Genomic DNA, 15,591 nt, shown 5'->3' with positions numbered 1-15,591 from the left:
AGTTTGAGAGGTAGTTTGAGAGGTTAAGCACGTGATTACTGAAACCAGCGAGACAATTTTATCGGTCAAGGATCTGACCGCCAATGTGGACGACACGCCGATTCTGAAAGGCATGAACCTGGAGATCAAGGCGGGTGAAATTCACGCGATTATGGGACCGAACGGCTCCGGCAAAAGCACCTTCTCGAAAGTATTGGCCGGTCATCCCGACTATGAGGTCACGGGTGGTGAAGTTAGCTATCTGGGCCAGAACCTGCTAGAGCTAGAGCCAGAAGAGCGGGCGCGGTCGGGCGTGTTTCTCGCCTTTCAGTATCCGTTAGAAATTCCCGGTGTCAGCAATCTTGACTTTCTGCGGGTGGCCTACAACTCGAAGCGCAAACATGCCGGACTCGAAGAACTCGATGCCTTCGACTTTGATGATTTAGTGGAGCAAAAGCTGGAAATTGTCAAAATGGACGCCAGTTTCCTCAACCGCAGTGTCAACGAAGGCTTTTCGGGTGGTGAGAAAAAGCGCAATGAGATTCTGCAAATGGCCGTGCTGGAGCCAAAACTCGCCATTCTGGATGAAACCGACTCGGGTCTCGATATCGACGCGCTGCGAATTGTGGCGAACGGCGTCAACCAGCTCTCGACGCCAGATAACGCCATGTTGATCATCACCCACTACCAGCGGCTACTGGAATATATCGTGCCGGATTATGTGCATGTGATGGCCAACGGACGGATCATCCGCACTGGCGGCAAGGAGTTGGCTCTGGAGCTAGAAGAGCGCGGCTACGACTGGGTGCTAGAAGCGGGCGTGCTGAGGTTTTTGGTCTCTCGGATCGAATATCCTTTTTCGAAGCTAATGCGGAAAGACTTTCAGACACCATTGCGCCACAGAAATTCGATCTTGTTTATTCGTTCGGGGTCATACATCATTCGCCGCGTCCTGCTGAGATCGTAAAACAGATCGCCGACAATTTCTGCGGTCCGGAAACAACTCTTAAACTAATGGTCTATTACCGTTACTCTTGGAAAGTACTCTGGATGCTTCTTCAGGAAAAAGGGAGATTTTGGAGACTTGATGAGATCATCGCAAAGCATTCTGAGGCTCAGACGGGCTGTCCTGTCACGTACTCTTATTCGAAAAACAGTGTACGAGATCTGATCGGAGATCGGTTCAATATCGAGGAAGTTTTTGTTGACCATATCTTTCCTTACCAAATACCAAAATATGTAAAGTACGAATACGAAAAGGAATGGTATTGGAGAGTATTGCCGCAGTCGGTATTTAGGCAGCTTGAGAAAACATTCGGCTGGCACCTTTGTGTAACAGCCAACGCAAAATAAAAATGATAGACAAAATTTCGGTTATCGGACTAGGTAAATTAGGTGCGAGTATGGCGGCGGCATTTGCAAGCCGCGGTTTTGATGTGATCGGTGTGGATGTTAACCAACGCTCGATCGAGCTGGTGAATGAGGGCAGAGCGCCGGTTCAGGAGACCGGGCTTGATGAGTTGATCTCGGCAAATAGGCACCGTATCCGGGCTACTGCCAGTCATGAAGAGGCAGTGCTTGGATCTGATATTTCGTTTGTCATAGTCCCAACGCCAAGCGACGAACGTGGAGCGTTCTCACTTCAATACGCAGCCTGGGCGTTCAAGGAGATCGGTAAAGCTCTGGGAAAGAAGAATTCTTATCATAATGTTGTTTTGACAAGTACCGTGTTGCCTGGCGGTGTGCGTGAGGCTTTGCTTCCGATCCTCGAAAAAGAATCAGGGAAGAAGGCGGGTAAAGATTTTGGGTTATGCTATAGTCCGGAGTTCATCGCCCTTGGAAGTATTATCCGAAATTTCCTGAATCCGGATTTTACTCTAATAGGTGAATTTGACGACCGGTGCGGTTCTCAATTGGAAGAACTTTATTCGCGTGTGGTCGAGAACGGGGCCCCCTCCGCAAGAATGAGTCTGGAGAACGCAGAACTTACAAAGATCTCAGTGAATGCCTTTGTTACGACAAAGATAACTTTCGCGAATTTTTTGGCGGAGATGTGCGAAAAGATCCCGGGCGGGAATATCGATATTGTTTCAAATGCTTTGGGTATGGATTCACGTATCGGCCGGAAATATCTGACCGGCGGACTTGGGTACGGTGGGCCATGCTTTCCCCGAGATAACTTTGCGCTCGGCTTTCTCGCTCGCGAATTGGGCGTAGATGAGCATCTCTCCTCAACCACCGACTCACTGAACCGCAGCGTGGCAAAAAAGGTGGTTGAACGGCTTCGGCCGATGATTCGCGAGAATATTACCGTTGGAGTGTTGGGCCTTTCTTACAAGCCGTTTTCGCATGTCCTTGAAGAATCTCAGGCTCTGTTTATTGCTCAGGCCATCTCTCGTGCGGGTGCTCGTGTGGTTGCGTACGACCCGATGGCATCGGAAATGCCGCAGGAGGAACTGAGAGGGGATTTCGTCGTTGTTGATTCAGTCGAAGAATGTATCCGTCAGTCTGAGATAATTTTGATCGCAACACCCGATCCGGCGTTTGCTGAACTCAAAGCTAACAACTTCAAGAATGGGTTTTCGAAGGTAACCGTAGTCGATTTTTGGAGGATATTGAAGAACGAACTGGAAAAGTCTGAGAATATACGATATGTCGGCTTTGGGCTTGGACAGGACGACGGATCGAACTCTAAGCGTCTTCGCGAGCTTTGGACGGGTGGTGGGCCCGAAGAGCTTGTTACCGGAGCGAAATGAATGATCGTGATGTTAAGGTCGCGATAGTATTTCCGGTTCACAATCGTCGCGAACTAACACTGCAGTGTCTTGCAAGTTTGAGCGAGATCAATAAGACCGGACTTGACGTAAAGATCTACGTTGTAGATGACGGATCGACAGATGGAACGTCCGAAGCGATCGCTGCCGAATTTCCTGAGGTAATCACAATTAAAGGCGACGGCGATCTTTGGTTCACAGAGGGAACGAATGTTGGAGTACGGACGGCACTCGAACATGATCCTGATCACGTTGTGATGATGAATGATGATCAGGTTTTCGATAGGGAGTTTCTGGTCTCGCTTGTGAACACAGCGCAAAGATTTCCGCGCTCGGTCGTTGGATCGCTCCTTTTGCTTTGGGATCGAAGAGATACCGTATTTCAAGTGGCCCCAATGTGGAATGTCTGGTGGGGATGTTGGCGTCATTGGTATAAGCAATCGATCGAAACGGTGCCCGATCGGCCTTGGGAGGTCGATCTTATTGTTGGTAATTGTGTTCTCGTTCCTCGTGAGGCCATCGAAGAATGCGGACTAATGCGATCCGACCGCTATCCCAATTTTGGTGACGCCGAATACACACCAAGGTTGAAGCGAAATGGTTGGCGATTGCTTATCGATCCGGGTTCAAAAGTTTATTGTCAGCCGAACACTGTCCCGGCGAAAGTAATGAAAATGGACAACATCTGGCAAGGCACAATTCCAGGCTGTCGCTGGCTGGATCTCTGTACCGGCACTGGGGCAATGGCTGCCGAAGCGTTGAGCCGTGGAGCAGCTCTGGTAGTGGGAATCGAGCAATCGGCGAAAGCTTGTCGGGTGATTCAACAAAACTGGCAGCAAATCGCCAAACCCGATCAAACAGTGCAGCTAATTCGCGGCAATCTGGTCCAGAAGCTACCTGCTTTAGCGGGACACCAGTTCGACCGCATCTATTTCGACCCGCCCTATGCCAGCAATTTGTATGAGCCGGTGCTAGAGGCCATTGCCCGCTATCAGCTTTTAGCCGACGGTGGCGAGCTAGCGGCTGAGCACAGCCCGGCTCGTTCTATGCCTGAGATGGTAGGAAATCTGAACTTGCAGCGACAAAAAATCTACGGCAATACAGCTTTATCGTTTTATTCAATTAATTCATTACAAGGTTCACACAAACCAAAGAATTCCAGAGTGTGATAGTAAATTTTGAATGGCATTGAGGACTGCAACTGCGCTGCTAATTCCTGAATGGGGCAATGATCGAGAGGGAACGACTGACCACAGTGCAGGCAGGTTAAGTAGTGTTGGTCATGATCTACCGGGCTGTAGAGTGATTCTCCACTGGCGCCGACTCGGCTCTGGGCTAGTCCTCGTAGTCTTAAGATTTCCAGTGCTCGATACACTGTTGCTAGCCCGATCCCCTGTCGTTCTCGCAGTAAACTGTACAACTCCTGAGCCGAAATAGGATGGGCCTGCTGATTCAAAATATCTAGCACGGCCTGCTGATTTCGAGTCAAGCGCACTGGTATCAAGGGCATCGTACTGTTTTGAGTAAGAAAATCCTTTTTCACGGCAAGTGCGGTATTATAGGCGAATGATAATCATTCTCATTATATTCTATGTCGCCGACTGAATCTTCTATTCTTGAATCACAATCTTCCCAGGCTGAATCTGCCCTTCACGAATCCTCAGTGCCTTCAATGGTGCAGCGGCCCCGGCGGTTGCGTCGAACCGAAACACTGCGTCGGATGGTGCGGGAAAACACGCTGCGGGTCGAGGATCTGATCTATCCCCTGTTTGTGATGGAAGGCGAAGGACATCGTGAGGAAGTGCCATCCATGCCAGGGTGCTATCGCTACACGCTGGATTTACTGTTGGAGGAAGTACAAGCTGCCTATCAGTTGGGAATTGGTGCCATTGCCCTGTTTCCCCTGATTCCCTATGAGCAAAAAGATAACGCTGGCACCGAGAGCTACAATCCGGATGGCCTGATTCCCCGAACAGTGCGAGCTATCAAACAAGCGGTTCCCAGTATTTTAGTGATCACTGATGTCGCCCTCGACCCCTACAGCAGCGAAGGACACGACGGGATTGTCCAGGATGGCAAAATTCTCAACGACGAGACAGTAGCAGTACTGGTCAAACAGGCGTTAGCGCAGGCCGCAGCCGGAGCCGATTTTGTTGCGCCTTCAGACATGATGGATGGTCGGGTCGGAGCAATTCGTCGGGCTTTGGATGCTGAAGGTTGGATCAATGTGGGAATTCTTGCCTATTCGGCCAAATATGCTTCTGCCTATTACGGCCCATTCCGCGATGCCCTCGATTCAGCTCCTAAATTTGGCGACAAGAAAACCTATCAGATGGATGCCGCGAACGCTAGAGAAGCGATCAAGGAAGTGGATCTGGATATTGCCGAGGGGGCAGATATTGTCATGGTCAAACCGGCGCTGGCTTACCTGGATATCATTTGCCGGGTGAAACAGCATACGCATCTGCCGGTGGCTGCCTATAACGTCAGTGGAGAGTACGCCATGATCAAAGCGGCTGCATCGCAGGGGTGGATTGATGAGAAAAAGGTAATTTTGGAAACGTTGACAAGTATGAAACGAGCCGGAGCTGATTTAATTCTGACCTACTTTGCCAAAGATGTGGCGTTGATGTTGTAGTGATAGGAATGGGGAAGGTGTCTCGCCCGTCGAGATTTGAGCAGCCCGATGTCCGCTACGGCAAAGTTTGATCCAGTTCTGGCGATGGGTGTATCTTGGAGCATGGCTTTTAAGTTGCAATCTGCAAGTTAATATACCTGAGTTTGCTTGTAAATTGAAGCATATTCCTGATAAGTACCTCGGCATAATTAAAAACCAGATTCAAAACCCTGCGCTGCCCGCGCAGGGTTTTGGGTTTTATGTTTAATTATGCTCACCTACTTAGTTCTATAGCAATCTCATCACAGTGAAAATAGGGTATCGTGCCACTCCCACCGAACTTAACTCCTTCCATCTGAACCAATGCGCCAGAAGCGCCAACCTTATCCATAGCCATCGGAAATGCCCACATATCCATTCCAGGACTTTCGAGCTTCTCCAGCTGCATCTGAAACACAGACTCGTAAAAACTCTTTGCCCGATCCATGTCCTGTACATAAATTTCACACCAAACAATGGGATCGGATTTCATGATATGAACCTCTCAATTTCGCAATGACAGTGTCTTTCTTGGGAAAAGCTCAGAGCTTTACTTTTTGGGTTTCGTAATCATGACGTAGTTAAAAATCGTAATCACGAAGCAGCATATCATTCGTTCTGTTTTCGGTTTCTACAGCAATCCTTGATCGGATCTGAACGGGGTGCCAAGGACCAGGTTACGGATTTCGTGAATATTATTGAAATCGCCTGTACCGGAGGCAAAACCAAACTTAATCGTTTCGGGTTTGGGAGTTCCGGTGAGTTGAGCTACATCGATATTGCTGAGCCGCGGATCACTCTCAAACGGATCGAGAAAATCACCATCGTTGTTACCATCAATTTGAACGGATAGACGACCAGCGGGGGTCAGATCAATCTTGATCGTGCGCGTAGCTTCTTCTCGCGTGGTTGCGGTTGGGGCGTCAATACCGAAAGGTAGAGACTCGGTTCCACCTAGGAAAAGATAGTTTGAGGCTTGGCTACCCCGAATCCCGATCGAGTCGGGCACTCGCCCTTGTTGACCGCCATTCCGCACAGGAGGTTGACCAGGGGCATCAGTAGCGCTTGAGAAGTTACCAAATTCATCAAAGCCAATGCCTAGATAGCCGCCCACCAGCCCTGGCGCAATATCTTCTTTTTGGGCATAGCCAAGTGAACCACCAAACGCCCCAGCATCAGTAGGCGAAGCTGTGCCATCCAGCAGAAAGAAGCTGACGCCATCAGCTCGTTCCGGGTTAGTCGTTCCACCGTAGGCATACAGCTCAAAGGTAATCGTCAAACCTTGGACCGATGGAACGGGATTGTTGTAAAGAACAAAGGTCGCTTGATCAGGTAGGGCGCTGGTTAACCGCAGTGCGCCTTCTCCTTCTGGATCTAGCTGACGGCTGGGGTTGCCTGGTAAGCCGCCAGTCGGAGCTATGGTCGTATTCCGAGCTGTCAAAAACGGTAGCTCTGAAGGTGGTCGGCCTGGAGCTGGAGCATCAGTACCAAACACCCAGACTTTATCAGTAACATCTCCGTTTCTGAATGTATCTGAGACCAGTACTGGCAACACATGTGGATAGCTAGCCATTGCTGAAGCAGAAAAAGCTAGCGGTGTGTGGATCTCGCCCGTTGTAAACTCTAAGTTCCAGTCTCCTCCTAGAGCGGAGCTACCGGTGAGATTCGTCGAAGCTGCAATTTCCGCACCGGTCAAGGACTTTAACTGGCGCACAAACCATTGCCCGATCGATCCAGCCGCTACCTTACAGCCATAAAGTAATATTTCTGCACCAGCTAGTGGTTTTGCCCAAGCTTGTAGTTGAGCACCATAGCGCCTTAACGTTTGCCAATTCAAGCTAGTTGAGCCTAATTGCAGTACCCCAGCACTACCGTGGGAAAGAATATGCAGGCTTTCTAGCGAATCAGCTTTAGCCAAAGCTTGAGAGATTTGCTCAATTCCATCTCGCTCAGCGTCAAGAACGAGAACGGCAGTGCCCGGTTTTGTGCTGTTAACTAAACTTTCGTAATCTACAACCGTTGAATCGACTACGACTAAGGCGGAAAGATGACGACAGGAAGTCATGGCCAGATGCCTCTGAGTGATTTTTTTTACTTACAAACTCGGAATCCTTTTAAAGCATGTAGCTTCAGGAGATGCATAACTTGGTGAAAACAGGTTCTACTCATCAAGTTATAGCAGTAAATCCCCTGAACTAAATGCAAACTTAAGTTAAATTAAGCACCAAGATTCCGGGAAGATACTATAAACTACGAATTTCTCAGGGATTTCTACTAAAAAATAATTCAGATTTTACCCGGAGTTCATAGAAAATTCACCTTATTTCAAGATTTACACTGAAATGGGTCGCTTGTGATCAAGTCTGTTGCACTGTTGCTCATACAGCTGTAAAGTAGCCCGTTTTTGTAAGAATTTGGTATGAAACCAACATTTACAGCCTTTTGGGCAGCACACTTTTGCAGCTCAAGCTATGAGCTAGCCCAAGGCTGACTCGAGTTGCAACTTGTCGATCGCAATGGCAGACAGATGTGTAGGCAAATTCGTAGGCAGATTGCAGCCGACTTGTCTGTCAACTTCATCTGTCAACTTCATCTGTCAACTTCAACAGATAGGCGCTAGCCCAAGACTTCGCCTTATTTGGATGGAGTTCAGTTAGGCCAGTTTGGTCTCTGCGTGATCAGATCTCATCTGAACTACAAAAGCCGCAAGTTTAAAGCTTTACCAAGCTGCGTCAATAGGCATTACTACAAACCGCATAGGCGAGCAGTGCTGCCGTAAACAAGGGCAGCTTTCAATACACCCCAGCAGCATCCCTGATGTTAGGACTACGCTTGTCTCAAGCGCTGTATATCTTTCATACCATTAGCGCTGAACCAGCACACTCAACCTAAAGTAGTAAGTGCTACACCGGACATCTCAGCTTTACGATAGTTTGCTTAAAGAAGCAAACTCGTTTAGGCAAAGTAATTCGCGACATTCAAAGTGCCATTACGGGTATCGCCTGGTTTAAATTGAATCCCCGTGACGTTAATCAGTAAATCTTGGTTTGCCGCAAATTCCTGGCTTCTATCGTTGACCGACAGGTAGGTGCCGCCCCGCCAGTTAAAGAAAACTGCTTGGTTCGCCAAAAGCTTTTGGGCATTTTCTGTCGCTTGATCCTTGTCGCGATAGGCGTTTTTAGCCGCTTGCTCTAGAGTGCGACCTTTGACTCGTCCGGCGTTAAACAGGCTGCGCGGGCGGTCTGAACTATTCAAATTGTCGTCAAAATCCAACTGGAATTTATCACCCTGAGAAAATCTAAATTCCTCTACAGATCCGGGCAGCAATGGTTCACAGCCAGTTTCTGACTCAAACGGTGCTCCTGGTTCCACAACTGGCACAAATGGATCTGGTAATCCGCAGCCATCTCCCGATGGTGGCACTCCTTCTAGTGGACTCAATCCAGCACTGCTCTCGGCCATCATCAATAGCCCTGATCCATTGCAGACGGCTCTAGAGCTACTGGCGAATCAACTTGGGTTACCGCCAGGAAGCCTGTCCCTCAATACCGCAGAAGCTAGCCTCGGCTTATTAGAAACCCAACTCGGTTTACCGAGCGGCACGGTTACTAATGTTGCGAATCCTCAGGTAGCGCTACTGCTCTTGGCGCAGCAAGTCTTGGTGGGGCTTGGTGTTCCCCCTGAGCTGATTGATCCAAGTCGGTACTATCAGCCTGGTAACTACTATCAACCCGGTGGACCATCGAACGAACCATCTAATGAATCGCCAACCGACAATCTTCCAGATGATACGGGTACTTCTAGCGGCAGTAATCCTCCACCAGAGGACAATACCGGAACGGGTAATCCTAATACACAGCCCGTTGCAGTAGATACTTCTGGAAGCGATTCTGGTGATAATTCATCAGATGGTGGTGATGACGTAGGCAGCGATCCAGATACTGACCCACCCGGTACTGACGACGAACCTACTTCTGATACCGATCCAGATGGCTCAGATCCTGACTCAACACCTGTTGACAGCGATTCTGGCTCCGGTAACTCACCCGATAATCCGCCTGATGATGCAACCGATGGTGACACGGATAATCCTAATCCGCCTGATGATGCAACCGATGGTGACACGGATAATCCTAATCCGCCTGATGATGCAACCGGCGGTTCACCAGATGATGGTCAACAGCCTCCTGATCAGCCACCTCTTTCCGGTGGCCCCAACCAGGGCGACGACCAAACAAATTCAGGTGGGACTTCACCGATTGCGGATCCAGCAGCAGATCTAGCAGATAACTCCACTCCACTCGGAGGTAACATTCAAGCCACAAAAGCTCCACCTACTGTCCGAACTGGAAGCCGTGGGCGGGATGTGCTCAGGGGTACTGATGGTGATGACATTATTACTGGATTGAAGGGTAATGATGTAATCAGCGGCTTTGGCGGCGATGACCAACTGTTTGGAAATGCTGGCAATGACCGATTGTTTGGTGGTGCTGGTGATGACATTCTGGTTGGTGGCGGCGGCAGCGATATCCTTGTGGGTGGTCCTGGACGTGATGTTTTCGTCTTGGCGGTGAGCAGAGGCAGAGATATTATCCGCGACTTCCAAGTTGGTGTCGATACCATCGGGCTGGCTCGTGGTTTGACCTTTGATCGGCTTACGCTTAGCCAATCCGGTCGTCATACAGTAGTCGGTGTCGGTGATACGGTGCTGGCAGTTGTAAGGAACGTACAGGCGAATGATCTAACCCAGGATTCGTTCAGCCAAGTCTAAACTCTATCGCTTTAGAGGATCTTCGGGTCGCAGCACTGGGGGTGGGCAATGCCTGCCCCTTTCTCGTCCCAACTGAAGGTACAGTCTATTTGAAGCCTATCTGAAAGCAAATTAGTCTAAATTTTTTGAACCTAGCCTAAGTCGTAGCTGTTGTTTGATTGGTTTGAATAATCCAGATACCGCTCTAGAATTTTTGGTTAATACTAAGAGGAACAACGTCAGTGGCAACATTCATCTGGTTGAGCATCTGCTGAATCTCGTTACAGTAGATTGGGTTCATCACAATTACCTGATCTGGCTGATAGGCTTGCAGGAATTGAGGGGACATGATTTCCTTCCCTAACCCAGGAATGAAGCGCCCATGGCGATAGGGATTGATATCAACAATGTATTCAATCTGATCGGTCGCGCCCAAGGTCGTCAAGAAGGAAACGCACTTGGACCCCGATCCCCAAATTACTACGCGCTTGCCTTGTTGCTTGAGTTGATTTAGGTGCTGTTTCCAGCTCGATAAATAGGTTTGAATGCGATAGAGAAAATGCTGCAACTCTTGAGTCAGTTGCTCCAACGTTTCTTCCTGCGGGTGAATCAGATTAGAAGGTGCTGCCACCGGACGCGCCTCAATCAGCAAATATTGATCGGCATAGGCACGGTATAAATCTGTCACTTCAAAGCCACAGGACCGGAACAGCCGCGCTAGGGAACCTGGCGTGAAGTAGGAGCAATGTTCGTAATATATATCTTCAAAGGCCAGCTCTTTGAGAATGCGAATCGTATCGGGGATTTCAAAAAATATAGCTGTGTCCAGGCGATTACCAATCGAACGACGAACCGTTTTCAACAAGTCAGAGACATCATATATATGTTCTAAAGTATGGCGGCAGCAAATCAAATCACCCACATACTCGCTGTGGCGTTCGGAATAGTATTCGGGGAAGAAGCGCACCCGGTCAGCCGCTGCACTCTGAACCCGCCCTGGAACTGCACTGGGATCGATACCGATGCCGTAATTGTTGCCCAATTCGCACAGCAGCAGCAAAAAATCACCCTTACTACAGCCAATCTCGACAATCTGCTTGTGATGTAGGTCGTATCGCTTAACCAGATGATTCGCTAAATCCAGCGCGAATTGATTGAAAGTGGGGGAAAAGCTCTGCTGATCTTCGTAATTGCTGTTCTAGCCCCAACTGCTGGACCTGTTGATGCAACTGCTCGACATACGCCTGTTCGCCAAACAAGGCATCGCCTACAAACAGGGCCATCGCCTGTTCAGGGCAATGGGATAGCGCTTCCAGCAGGACATGTTGCCCTTTCCAGGGAGAGAGACGACTAAAGTGTCCAATTACCCACCGCCCCTCTAGCCCCAGAGCGGCCCGAAGCGCCAAACGCTGCTGCTTGGCCTGCTGATAGGGCTGGGGGTCAAATCCGTTGTAGACCACATGAACCCGCTCAGGGCGTCCACCTGCCTTGATGAAAGCTGCTTGGGTTGCGGATGAGTTGGCAATAATCAGGGCAGCAACTTGATTGGCTAACGTCACCAGAATTTGTCGATTAACTGCACTAAAGTGATCAGGTGAGAGAATATCGTGGAGATGATAAACTAACGGTTTACGGCTAATTAAACTAGCCAATGCGCCGAGTACGAATGCTTTCTGCGTGTTGGCATAGATCAGATCAAACTGGCGGCTGAGCTGAGCAATCTGTCCGATCAGCGGTAGTAACTGTATGCCACTGCGGATTCCTTCCAGCCAATCGCTCTCTTTACGGACTCGAATCGCTTGTGTGGTCAGCACTCGAACTGGGATTTGCTGCTGCTCTAGTCGCTCCCTAAAGCTACCATCTGCCAGCAGCCCAACTAAACAACATTCCCGATAGGGGGTTGCGATATCCAGGAGACAGAGTTCTGCTCCGCCCGGTTGGCCGCTCTGATCCAAAAACAGAATGTTCATGGTGCTATTGCATATTCTGTCTAGAAACTGGATGCTGCTTCATAAATTTCTCAAGGCTTAACAAACTGATAATTGATGCTGCAAGGAAGTAAGCGTTGCAAGTAGGGCAGCTTACTCAAAATCATGTAGTATAAAGTTTCCCTACCCCCACGTCTGAACGTGTGGGGATAGAAGTTTGGTGTACAGACTAATCCTGATTCACGGGCGATTGCCTCGATTTTGGGGTAAATTAGCACATCCTCTGGAACCTCTGGCCGCTTGTGGTTGACTCGCCAATGGGCCAAGCTGTATAGGAATGCTAGACAGGAAGGTTCATAGAAGTAGTAGCAGTGGCCATTTGGTTTCAGTACTCTAGAAATTTCTTGCAATGTACGGCGATGGGCAACAAAGTGATGGGCCGCTGCAAAGCAAAAGATCAGATCAATAGATTGATCGGGTTTGGGAATTTCGTAGCTTTTACAGGCGATCGTTTCATCGATCTTGACACGATAAATGTATTCCCATTTATGGATTGATTGTAATGCCCAGTCGCTGATGTCGGTAGTGGTAACAAACGCAGTTGGACAGAGTCGCTTTATGAAACAGGATGCCCATCCTTGCCCTGCTCCCAGTTCTAAAATCGTTTCAGCTGAATTGAAAACGGCGGCATAGGGCTTTAAACAATCTGAGAAGATAGATGCATCAATTGCTTTGTCAAGCATTACCTGTAATGAATCAGCCTCAGGCCGCTCAATTGGAGAATACTTCCAAAAGTTGATTTCAACCTGTTGTCGTGCTTGTAGTTCCATGCTGATGGCTCCAAAATTGCTGCTTTTGTTCCTATAGGTTGTTATTGAGTTTTGTTCTAGTCATTTGATGTAGCTGTTGATAATACATACGCGCTGCTATACTCACACCTAAAAAAGACCAGAGGATTACCCCGCTCACTCCGCTAATTGGGTCATTCACAGGTAAGCGAATCATGGCACTCAGTACCGCAGCATGAGCTGCCGCTATAAACGGATCAAAATTCCCCTCCGAACCTTGGAAAACAGCAAAAACTAACAATAGTAGACCGCTGAGATAAAAGCTGGTGCCAATCCATCCCAAATTGAGCAACATGGTTAGAATAGCGCTATCGATAGCGCTATCTGCGTCTGTGCGATCGACCCTTTCGCTGGCTGCTCCTAACCCTCCTCCCACAACTTCAGTCACCGCTTGTCCAGCAATTTCGCGATAGGTATTCCGCCTAGCCTCCACGCTGCCATCTTTGTTCAAATTAGAAAATGTGCTGATTCGTTCAGAAATCATTTCTGAGAAAGGTTCCATTGTAGTTAAAGGAGCCAACAGCAGAGCAATCACCAAAAAGGTCGCAAGCAGGCGGATTTGCAAACTAGATTTCAACGATTTGGCCTGAGCGAGCAAACCAATCAACCAAGCCAGCCAAGCTGCCCGCATTGCGGTGAGCAGAAACGCCAGAAAGCCAACAATGATGGCTGGAATTTGTAAGGCACCGCTGGCGCTGAGGACAACCAGCAACCCTGCCGCCATGAATGTCCCAAAGGGTTCGACTGAGTTCATGGTACTCCAGACTCGTACCGCCAAGGGTTCAGGGTTACCATGCGAGGTTAATTCGGTGCTGATCAACCAGAATCTATCCCATTCTGGTAACACTAAGAACTGAAGGATGCCGTAACTGCCCATGATTAAAACACCCCAAACAAAAACATGGGTGATGTTGCGACGATAGGCAGGATAGCTGCGCCAGTTTGCCATCAGATGAAACCCCAACAAAATCGGAGCAAGGCTTTGCAAAAAATTCAGACAGACTCCGACTGGAGGGCGTTGAATCAACCCAATCAGAAACCCATAGGTTACTCCCGCTTCTTTAAACCCAGATAGGCTTCGAGCTGGCGATCATCGATCACTAACTCTTGCTCCCAGGGCTTTTCCAACTGAGTAGCGTGGGCCGCGTAGATCAAATGCATGCATGCTGCGCGGATATCAAACGATTCCACCACCGCTAAGGCGGCAGCTCCTGCAAGGGCGGCAGGGTATTCGTCTTCAATGTTCTCGGTTACCCAAAAGTGAACGGCCCCTTTGCCGTCACCGATATCCTTGGCGTAGCAGAGTCGCCCTTGTGGATCGACAATCCAGGGTAGATTGACATTTTGGGCCAGAACATTGCTCGCTTCCCAAATAGGCAGCGCTGACGCCACGCGGGTCGTTTCGCTATCGGTAAATAGGTCAGGGTTGGTTTTAGGACGGTCACTGCTGGGAGTAGCTTGCCAAGACTCAGTGAGGTCGAGTTCCAGACTAGTAGGAGCCACTTCTACAGGCAGCCCTTTTGCTTTACTCCGAGGTGATAGATTGGGGTGGCCATCCTGGCTGGGAGCGGGATGATTCTGGGTCAAGCGTTTCTTGCGTGGCATTCCTAACCTTCTTCCTAACACAGGGCCTAATAGGGGAATCTTCCAATCCAATTCCCCTGGGCTAAGGGGGAAGAGGATAGCAGCTAGCCGTTAAGACTACAATCAACCCCTGTTCAAACATCTTGATCAGCAAGCAAAGCTACTGAAATGTTAATCATAAGGACGATTCTGTCAAGTGTAAGTAATAAATGTCTGTGTCGATCTATCCAGTAAGATTTTGTGTGGCAAACTGCCCGAAACTAGTAGCTTTATTTTTCAGCGAGTTGCTCGCTAACTGTTGCGGATTGCCTCTCTGTAATGAAAGTATCAGAAACAGCGTTTGATACAGTTAATCTGCATGATTTCATCATCCCCAGTTTGGCAATTCACGGGGATAGGAGCAGTTTGTCGACCGCATTTCTGCATCTCTCGCTACTGTCAACAGCAAGTACTGTTTATTGAGTGTTAAATTTAACTCACTATTGAGCTAAGAATTCTAAACTGATCCAGGCATAAAGTAATAATTTAGGCTAAGCCATGCCCTATCGTTTATGATTGTGAAGCATATAGTTGATGTGGACTAGAGAAATGCCAGCGAGGTTACAAATACAAGCGAAGGATTGCTCTCCCTTAGGGTTGCTGATTTTGCAATATCTGGAAGAGCACCATATCAGCATGAATCGCTTGGCAGAAATGGCAGATATTCCCCAGCCGCGCCTACGAGGAGCTTGTTTTAAGGGCACTTGCCCCACGCCAGAAACGCTCAGAAAACTCTCCAAGGTTATGGGAATGCATCATCTAGAGCTTTACACGCTTGCCTATGAAGGCAGAATAGCTAAGCGCCCAGAAGACGCAGATGATTACCTGGATAGCTTAATTCGAGAACTGTTTGAGACCGCTCGTGAAATGGATCTAGTTCCACCGAAGCAGCGCCCCTCGAAAGCCAGGATCGAGCGAGCATTGAGAGAGTTGGGGTTTGCCCATCAAGATGAACGTCAGGTTGAAAAAATAAGAACCCTCCGCAGTTTGTAGGAGGGTTTCGGAAAAATCAATTTATCGCCCTGTTTATTAG

15 protein-coding genes and 2 pseudogenes are annotated in these 15,591 nt (G+C 48.8%); 8 read left to right on the top strand and 9 right to left on the bottom strand.

Annotation, left to right across the window (positions count from 1 at the left end):
- Window positions 1–31: 31 nt before the first annotated feature.
- The 5 genes and pseudogenes from sufC to rsmD all read left to right on the top strand — a co-directional run.
- Window positions 32–793: pseudogene (gene sufC, locus JVX88_RS18820) on the top strand (Fe-S cluster assembly ATPase SufC); the annotation flags it as partial.
- A pseudogene (locus tag JVX88_RS44220) lies at window positions 781–897 on the top strand (hypothetical protein); the annotation flags it as partial. The pseudogenes sufC and JVX88_RS44220, both read left to right, overlap by 13 nt.
- Window positions 898–993: 96 nt before the next feature.
- A complete protein-coding gene (locus tag JVX88_RS18815) occupies window positions 994–1,332 on the top strand; it encodes a hypothetical protein (protein ID WP_211619712.1) in 339 nt (112 codons plus the stop codon).
- A gap of 2 nt (window positions 1,333–1,334) precedes the next feature.
- Window positions 1,335–2,735 carry a nucleotide sugar dehydrogenase gene (locus tag JVX88_RS18810; RefSeq protein ID WP_211619711.1) on the top strand — a complete coding sequence of 467 codons (1,401 nt, stop codon included), beginning with the start codon at window positions 1,335–1,337 and terminating at the stop codon, window positions 2,733–2,735.
- Window positions 2,732–3,922: a 16S rRNA (guanine(966)-N(2))-methyltransferase RsmD gene (gene rsmD / locus JVX88_RS18805; RefSeq protein ID WP_211619710.1), complete on the top strand. Its 1,191-nt coding sequence runs from the start codon at window positions 2,732–2,734 to the stop codon at window positions 3,920–3,922. Before JVX88_RS18810 ends, rsmD begins: the two co-directional genes overlap by 4 nt.
- Here the strand turns inward: rsmD and JVX88_RS18800 are convergent.
- A complete protein-coding gene (locus JVX88_RS18800; RefSeq protein WP_211628766.1) occupies window positions 3,868–4,263 on the bottom strand; it encodes a Fur family transcriptional regulator in 396 nt (131 codons plus the stop codon). The genes rsmD and JVX88_RS18800 overlap by 55 nt on opposite strands.
- Before the next feature lie 162 nt (window positions 4,264–4,425).
- Here JVX88_RS18800 and hemB point away from each other — a divergent pair, with 162 nt between their 5' ends.
- Window positions 4,426–5,391, top strand: a complete 966-nt coding sequence (gene hemB, locus JVX88_RS18795) for a porphobilinogen synthase (protein WP_225931622.1) — start codon at window positions 4,426–4,428, stop codon at window positions 5,389–5,391.
- 253 nt (window positions 5,392–5,644) lie between these two features.
- On the opposite strand, the gene JVX88_RS18790 is transcribed toward hemB, so the two are convergent.
- From JVX88_RS18790 to JVX88_RS18780, 3 genes are all read right to left on the bottom strand, one after another.
- On the bottom strand, window positions 5,645–5,902 hold the full coding sequence (locus JVX88_RS18790) for a VOC family protein (protein WP_211619708.1): 258 nt from the start codon (window positions 5,900–5,902) through the stop codon (window positions 5,645–5,647).
- 138 nt (window positions 5,903–6,040) lie between these two features.
- A complete protein-coding gene (locus JVX88_RS18785; protein WP_211619707.1) occupies window positions 6,041–7,474 on the bottom strand; it encodes a DUF4347 domain-containing protein in 1,434 nt (477 codons plus the stop codon).
- Between the two features lie 890 nt (window positions 7,475–8,364).
- On the bottom strand, window positions 8,365–8,874 hold the full coding sequence (locus JVX88_RS18780; protein WP_211619706.1) for a bluetail domain-containing putative surface protein: 510 nt from the start codon (window positions 8,872–8,874) through the stop codon (window positions 8,365–8,367).
- 16 nt (window positions 8,875–8,890) lie between these two features.
- Here JVX88_RS18780 and JVX88_RS18775 point away from each other — a divergent pair, with 16 nt between their 5' ends.
- Window positions 8,891–10,180 carry a calcium-binding protein gene (locus JVX88_RS18775; protein ID WP_211619705.1) on the top strand — a complete coding sequence of 430 codons (1,290 nt, stop codon included), beginning with the start codon at window positions 8,891–8,893 and terminating at the stop codon, window positions 10,178–10,180.
- 184 nt (window positions 10,181–10,364) lie between these two features.
- Here the strand turns inward: JVX88_RS18775 and JVX88_RS18770 are convergent, their stop codons facing one another.
- The 5 genes from JVX88_RS18770 to JVX88_RS18750 form a co-directional block, all read right to left on the bottom strand.
- Window positions 10,365–11,285 (bottom strand): class I SAM-dependent methyltransferase, encoded by a 921-nt coding sequence (locus JVX88_RS18770; protein WP_263975605.1) that lies wholly within the window; start codon window positions 11,283–11,285, stop codon window positions 10,365–10,367.
- Window positions 11,278–12,129, bottom strand: a complete 852-nt coding sequence (locus JVX88_RS18765; RefSeq protein WP_211619703.1) for a glycosyltransferase — start codon at window positions 12,127–12,129, stop codon at window positions 11,278–11,280. The genes JVX88_RS18770 and JVX88_RS18765 overlap by 8 nt, the downstream gene beginning before the upstream one ends.
- Before the next feature lie 50 nt (window positions 12,130–12,179).
- Entirely contained in the window at window positions 12,180–12,917 is a 738-nt protein-coding gene (locus JVX88_RS18760) for a class I SAM-dependent methyltransferase (protein ID WP_211619702.1), read from the bottom strand.
- A gap of 31 nt (window positions 12,918–12,948) precedes the next feature.
- Window positions 12,949–13,884, bottom strand: coding sequence for a hypothetical protein (locus tag JVX88_RS18755; protein ID WP_211619701.1), 936 nt, complete (start codon window positions 13,882–13,884; stop codon window positions 12,949–12,951).
- Window positions 13,885–13,982: 98 nt separating this feature from the next.
- The gene (locus tag JVX88_RS18750; RefSeq protein ID WP_211619700.1) at window positions 13,983–14,540 is read right to left on the bottom strand and encodes a hypothetical protein; all 558 of its coding nucleotides are present in this window, start codon (window positions 14,538–14,540) and stop codon (window positions 13,983–13,985) included.
- Window positions 14,541–15,107: 567 nt separating this feature from the next.
- Here JVX88_RS18750 and JVX88_RS18745 point away from each other — a divergent pair.
- Window positions 15,108–15,551: a helix-turn-helix domain-containing protein gene (locus JVX88_RS18745; protein WP_211619699.1), complete on the top strand. Its 444-nt coding sequence runs from the start codon at window positions 15,108–15,110 to the stop codon at window positions 15,549–15,551.
- Window positions 15,552–15,591 lie beyond the last annotated feature (40 nt).

The sequence above is a fragment of the Leptolyngbya sp. 7M genome, assembly GCF_018128485.1.
This window is presented reverse-complemented; position numbering and strand designations above follow the sequence as displayed.

Excerpts from the sequence above, each read along its gene's own strand:
- JVX88_RS18790 (WP_211619708.1), bottom strand. The coding sequence starts at position 5,902 with ATGAAATCCGATCCCATTGTTTGGTGTGAAATTTATGTACAGGACATG.
- JVX88_RS18815 (WP_211619712.1), top strand. The coding sequence starts at position 994 with ATGGTCTATTACCGTTACTCTTGGAAAGTACTCTGGATGCTTCTTCAG.
- JVX88_RS18765 (WP_211619703.1), bottom strand. The coding sequence starts at position 12,129 with ATGAACATTCTGTTTTTGGATCAGAGCGGCCAACCGGGCGGAGCAGAA.
- JVX88_RS18745 (WP_211619699.1), top strand. The coding sequence starts at position 15,108 with ATGCCAGCGAGGTTACAAATACAAGCGAAGGATTGCTCTCCCTTAGGG.
- rsmD (WP_211619710.1), top strand. The coding sequence starts at position 2,732 with ATGAATGATCGTGATGTTAAGGTCGCGATAGTATTTCCGGTTCACAAT.
- JVX88_RS18750 (WP_211619700.1), bottom strand. The coding sequence starts at position 14,540 with ATGCCACGCAAGAAACGCTTGACCCAGAATCATCCCGCTCCCAGCCAG.
- JVX88_RS18755 (WP_211619701.1), bottom strand. The coding sequence starts at position 13,884 with ATGGCAAACTGGCGCAGCTATCCTGCCTATCGTCGCAACATCACCCAT.
- JVX88_RS18760 (WP_211619702.1), bottom strand. The coding sequence starts at position 12,917 with ATGGAACTACAAGCACGACAACAGGTTGAAATCAACTTTTGGAAGTAT.
- hemB (WP_225931622.1), top strand. The coding sequence starts at position 4,426 with ATGGTGCAGCGGCCCCGGCGGTTGCGTCGAACCGAAACACTGCGTCGG.
- JVX88_RS18785 (WP_211619707.1), bottom strand. The coding sequence starts at position 7,474 with ATGACTTCCTGTCGTCATCTTTCCGCCTTAGTCGTAGTCGATTCAACG.
- JVX88_RS18810 (WP_211619711.1), top strand. The coding sequence starts at position 1,335 with ATGATAGACAAAATTTCGGTTATCGGACTAGGTAAATTAGGTGCGAGT.
- JVX88_RS18780 (WP_211619706.1), bottom strand. The coding sequence starts at position 8,874 with ATGATGGCCGAGAGCAGTGCTGGATTGAGTCCACTAGAAGGAGTGCCA.
- JVX88_RS18800 (WP_211628766.1), bottom strand. The coding sequence starts at position 4,263 with ATGCCCTTGATACCAGTGCGCTTGACTCGAAATCAGCAGGCCGTGCTA.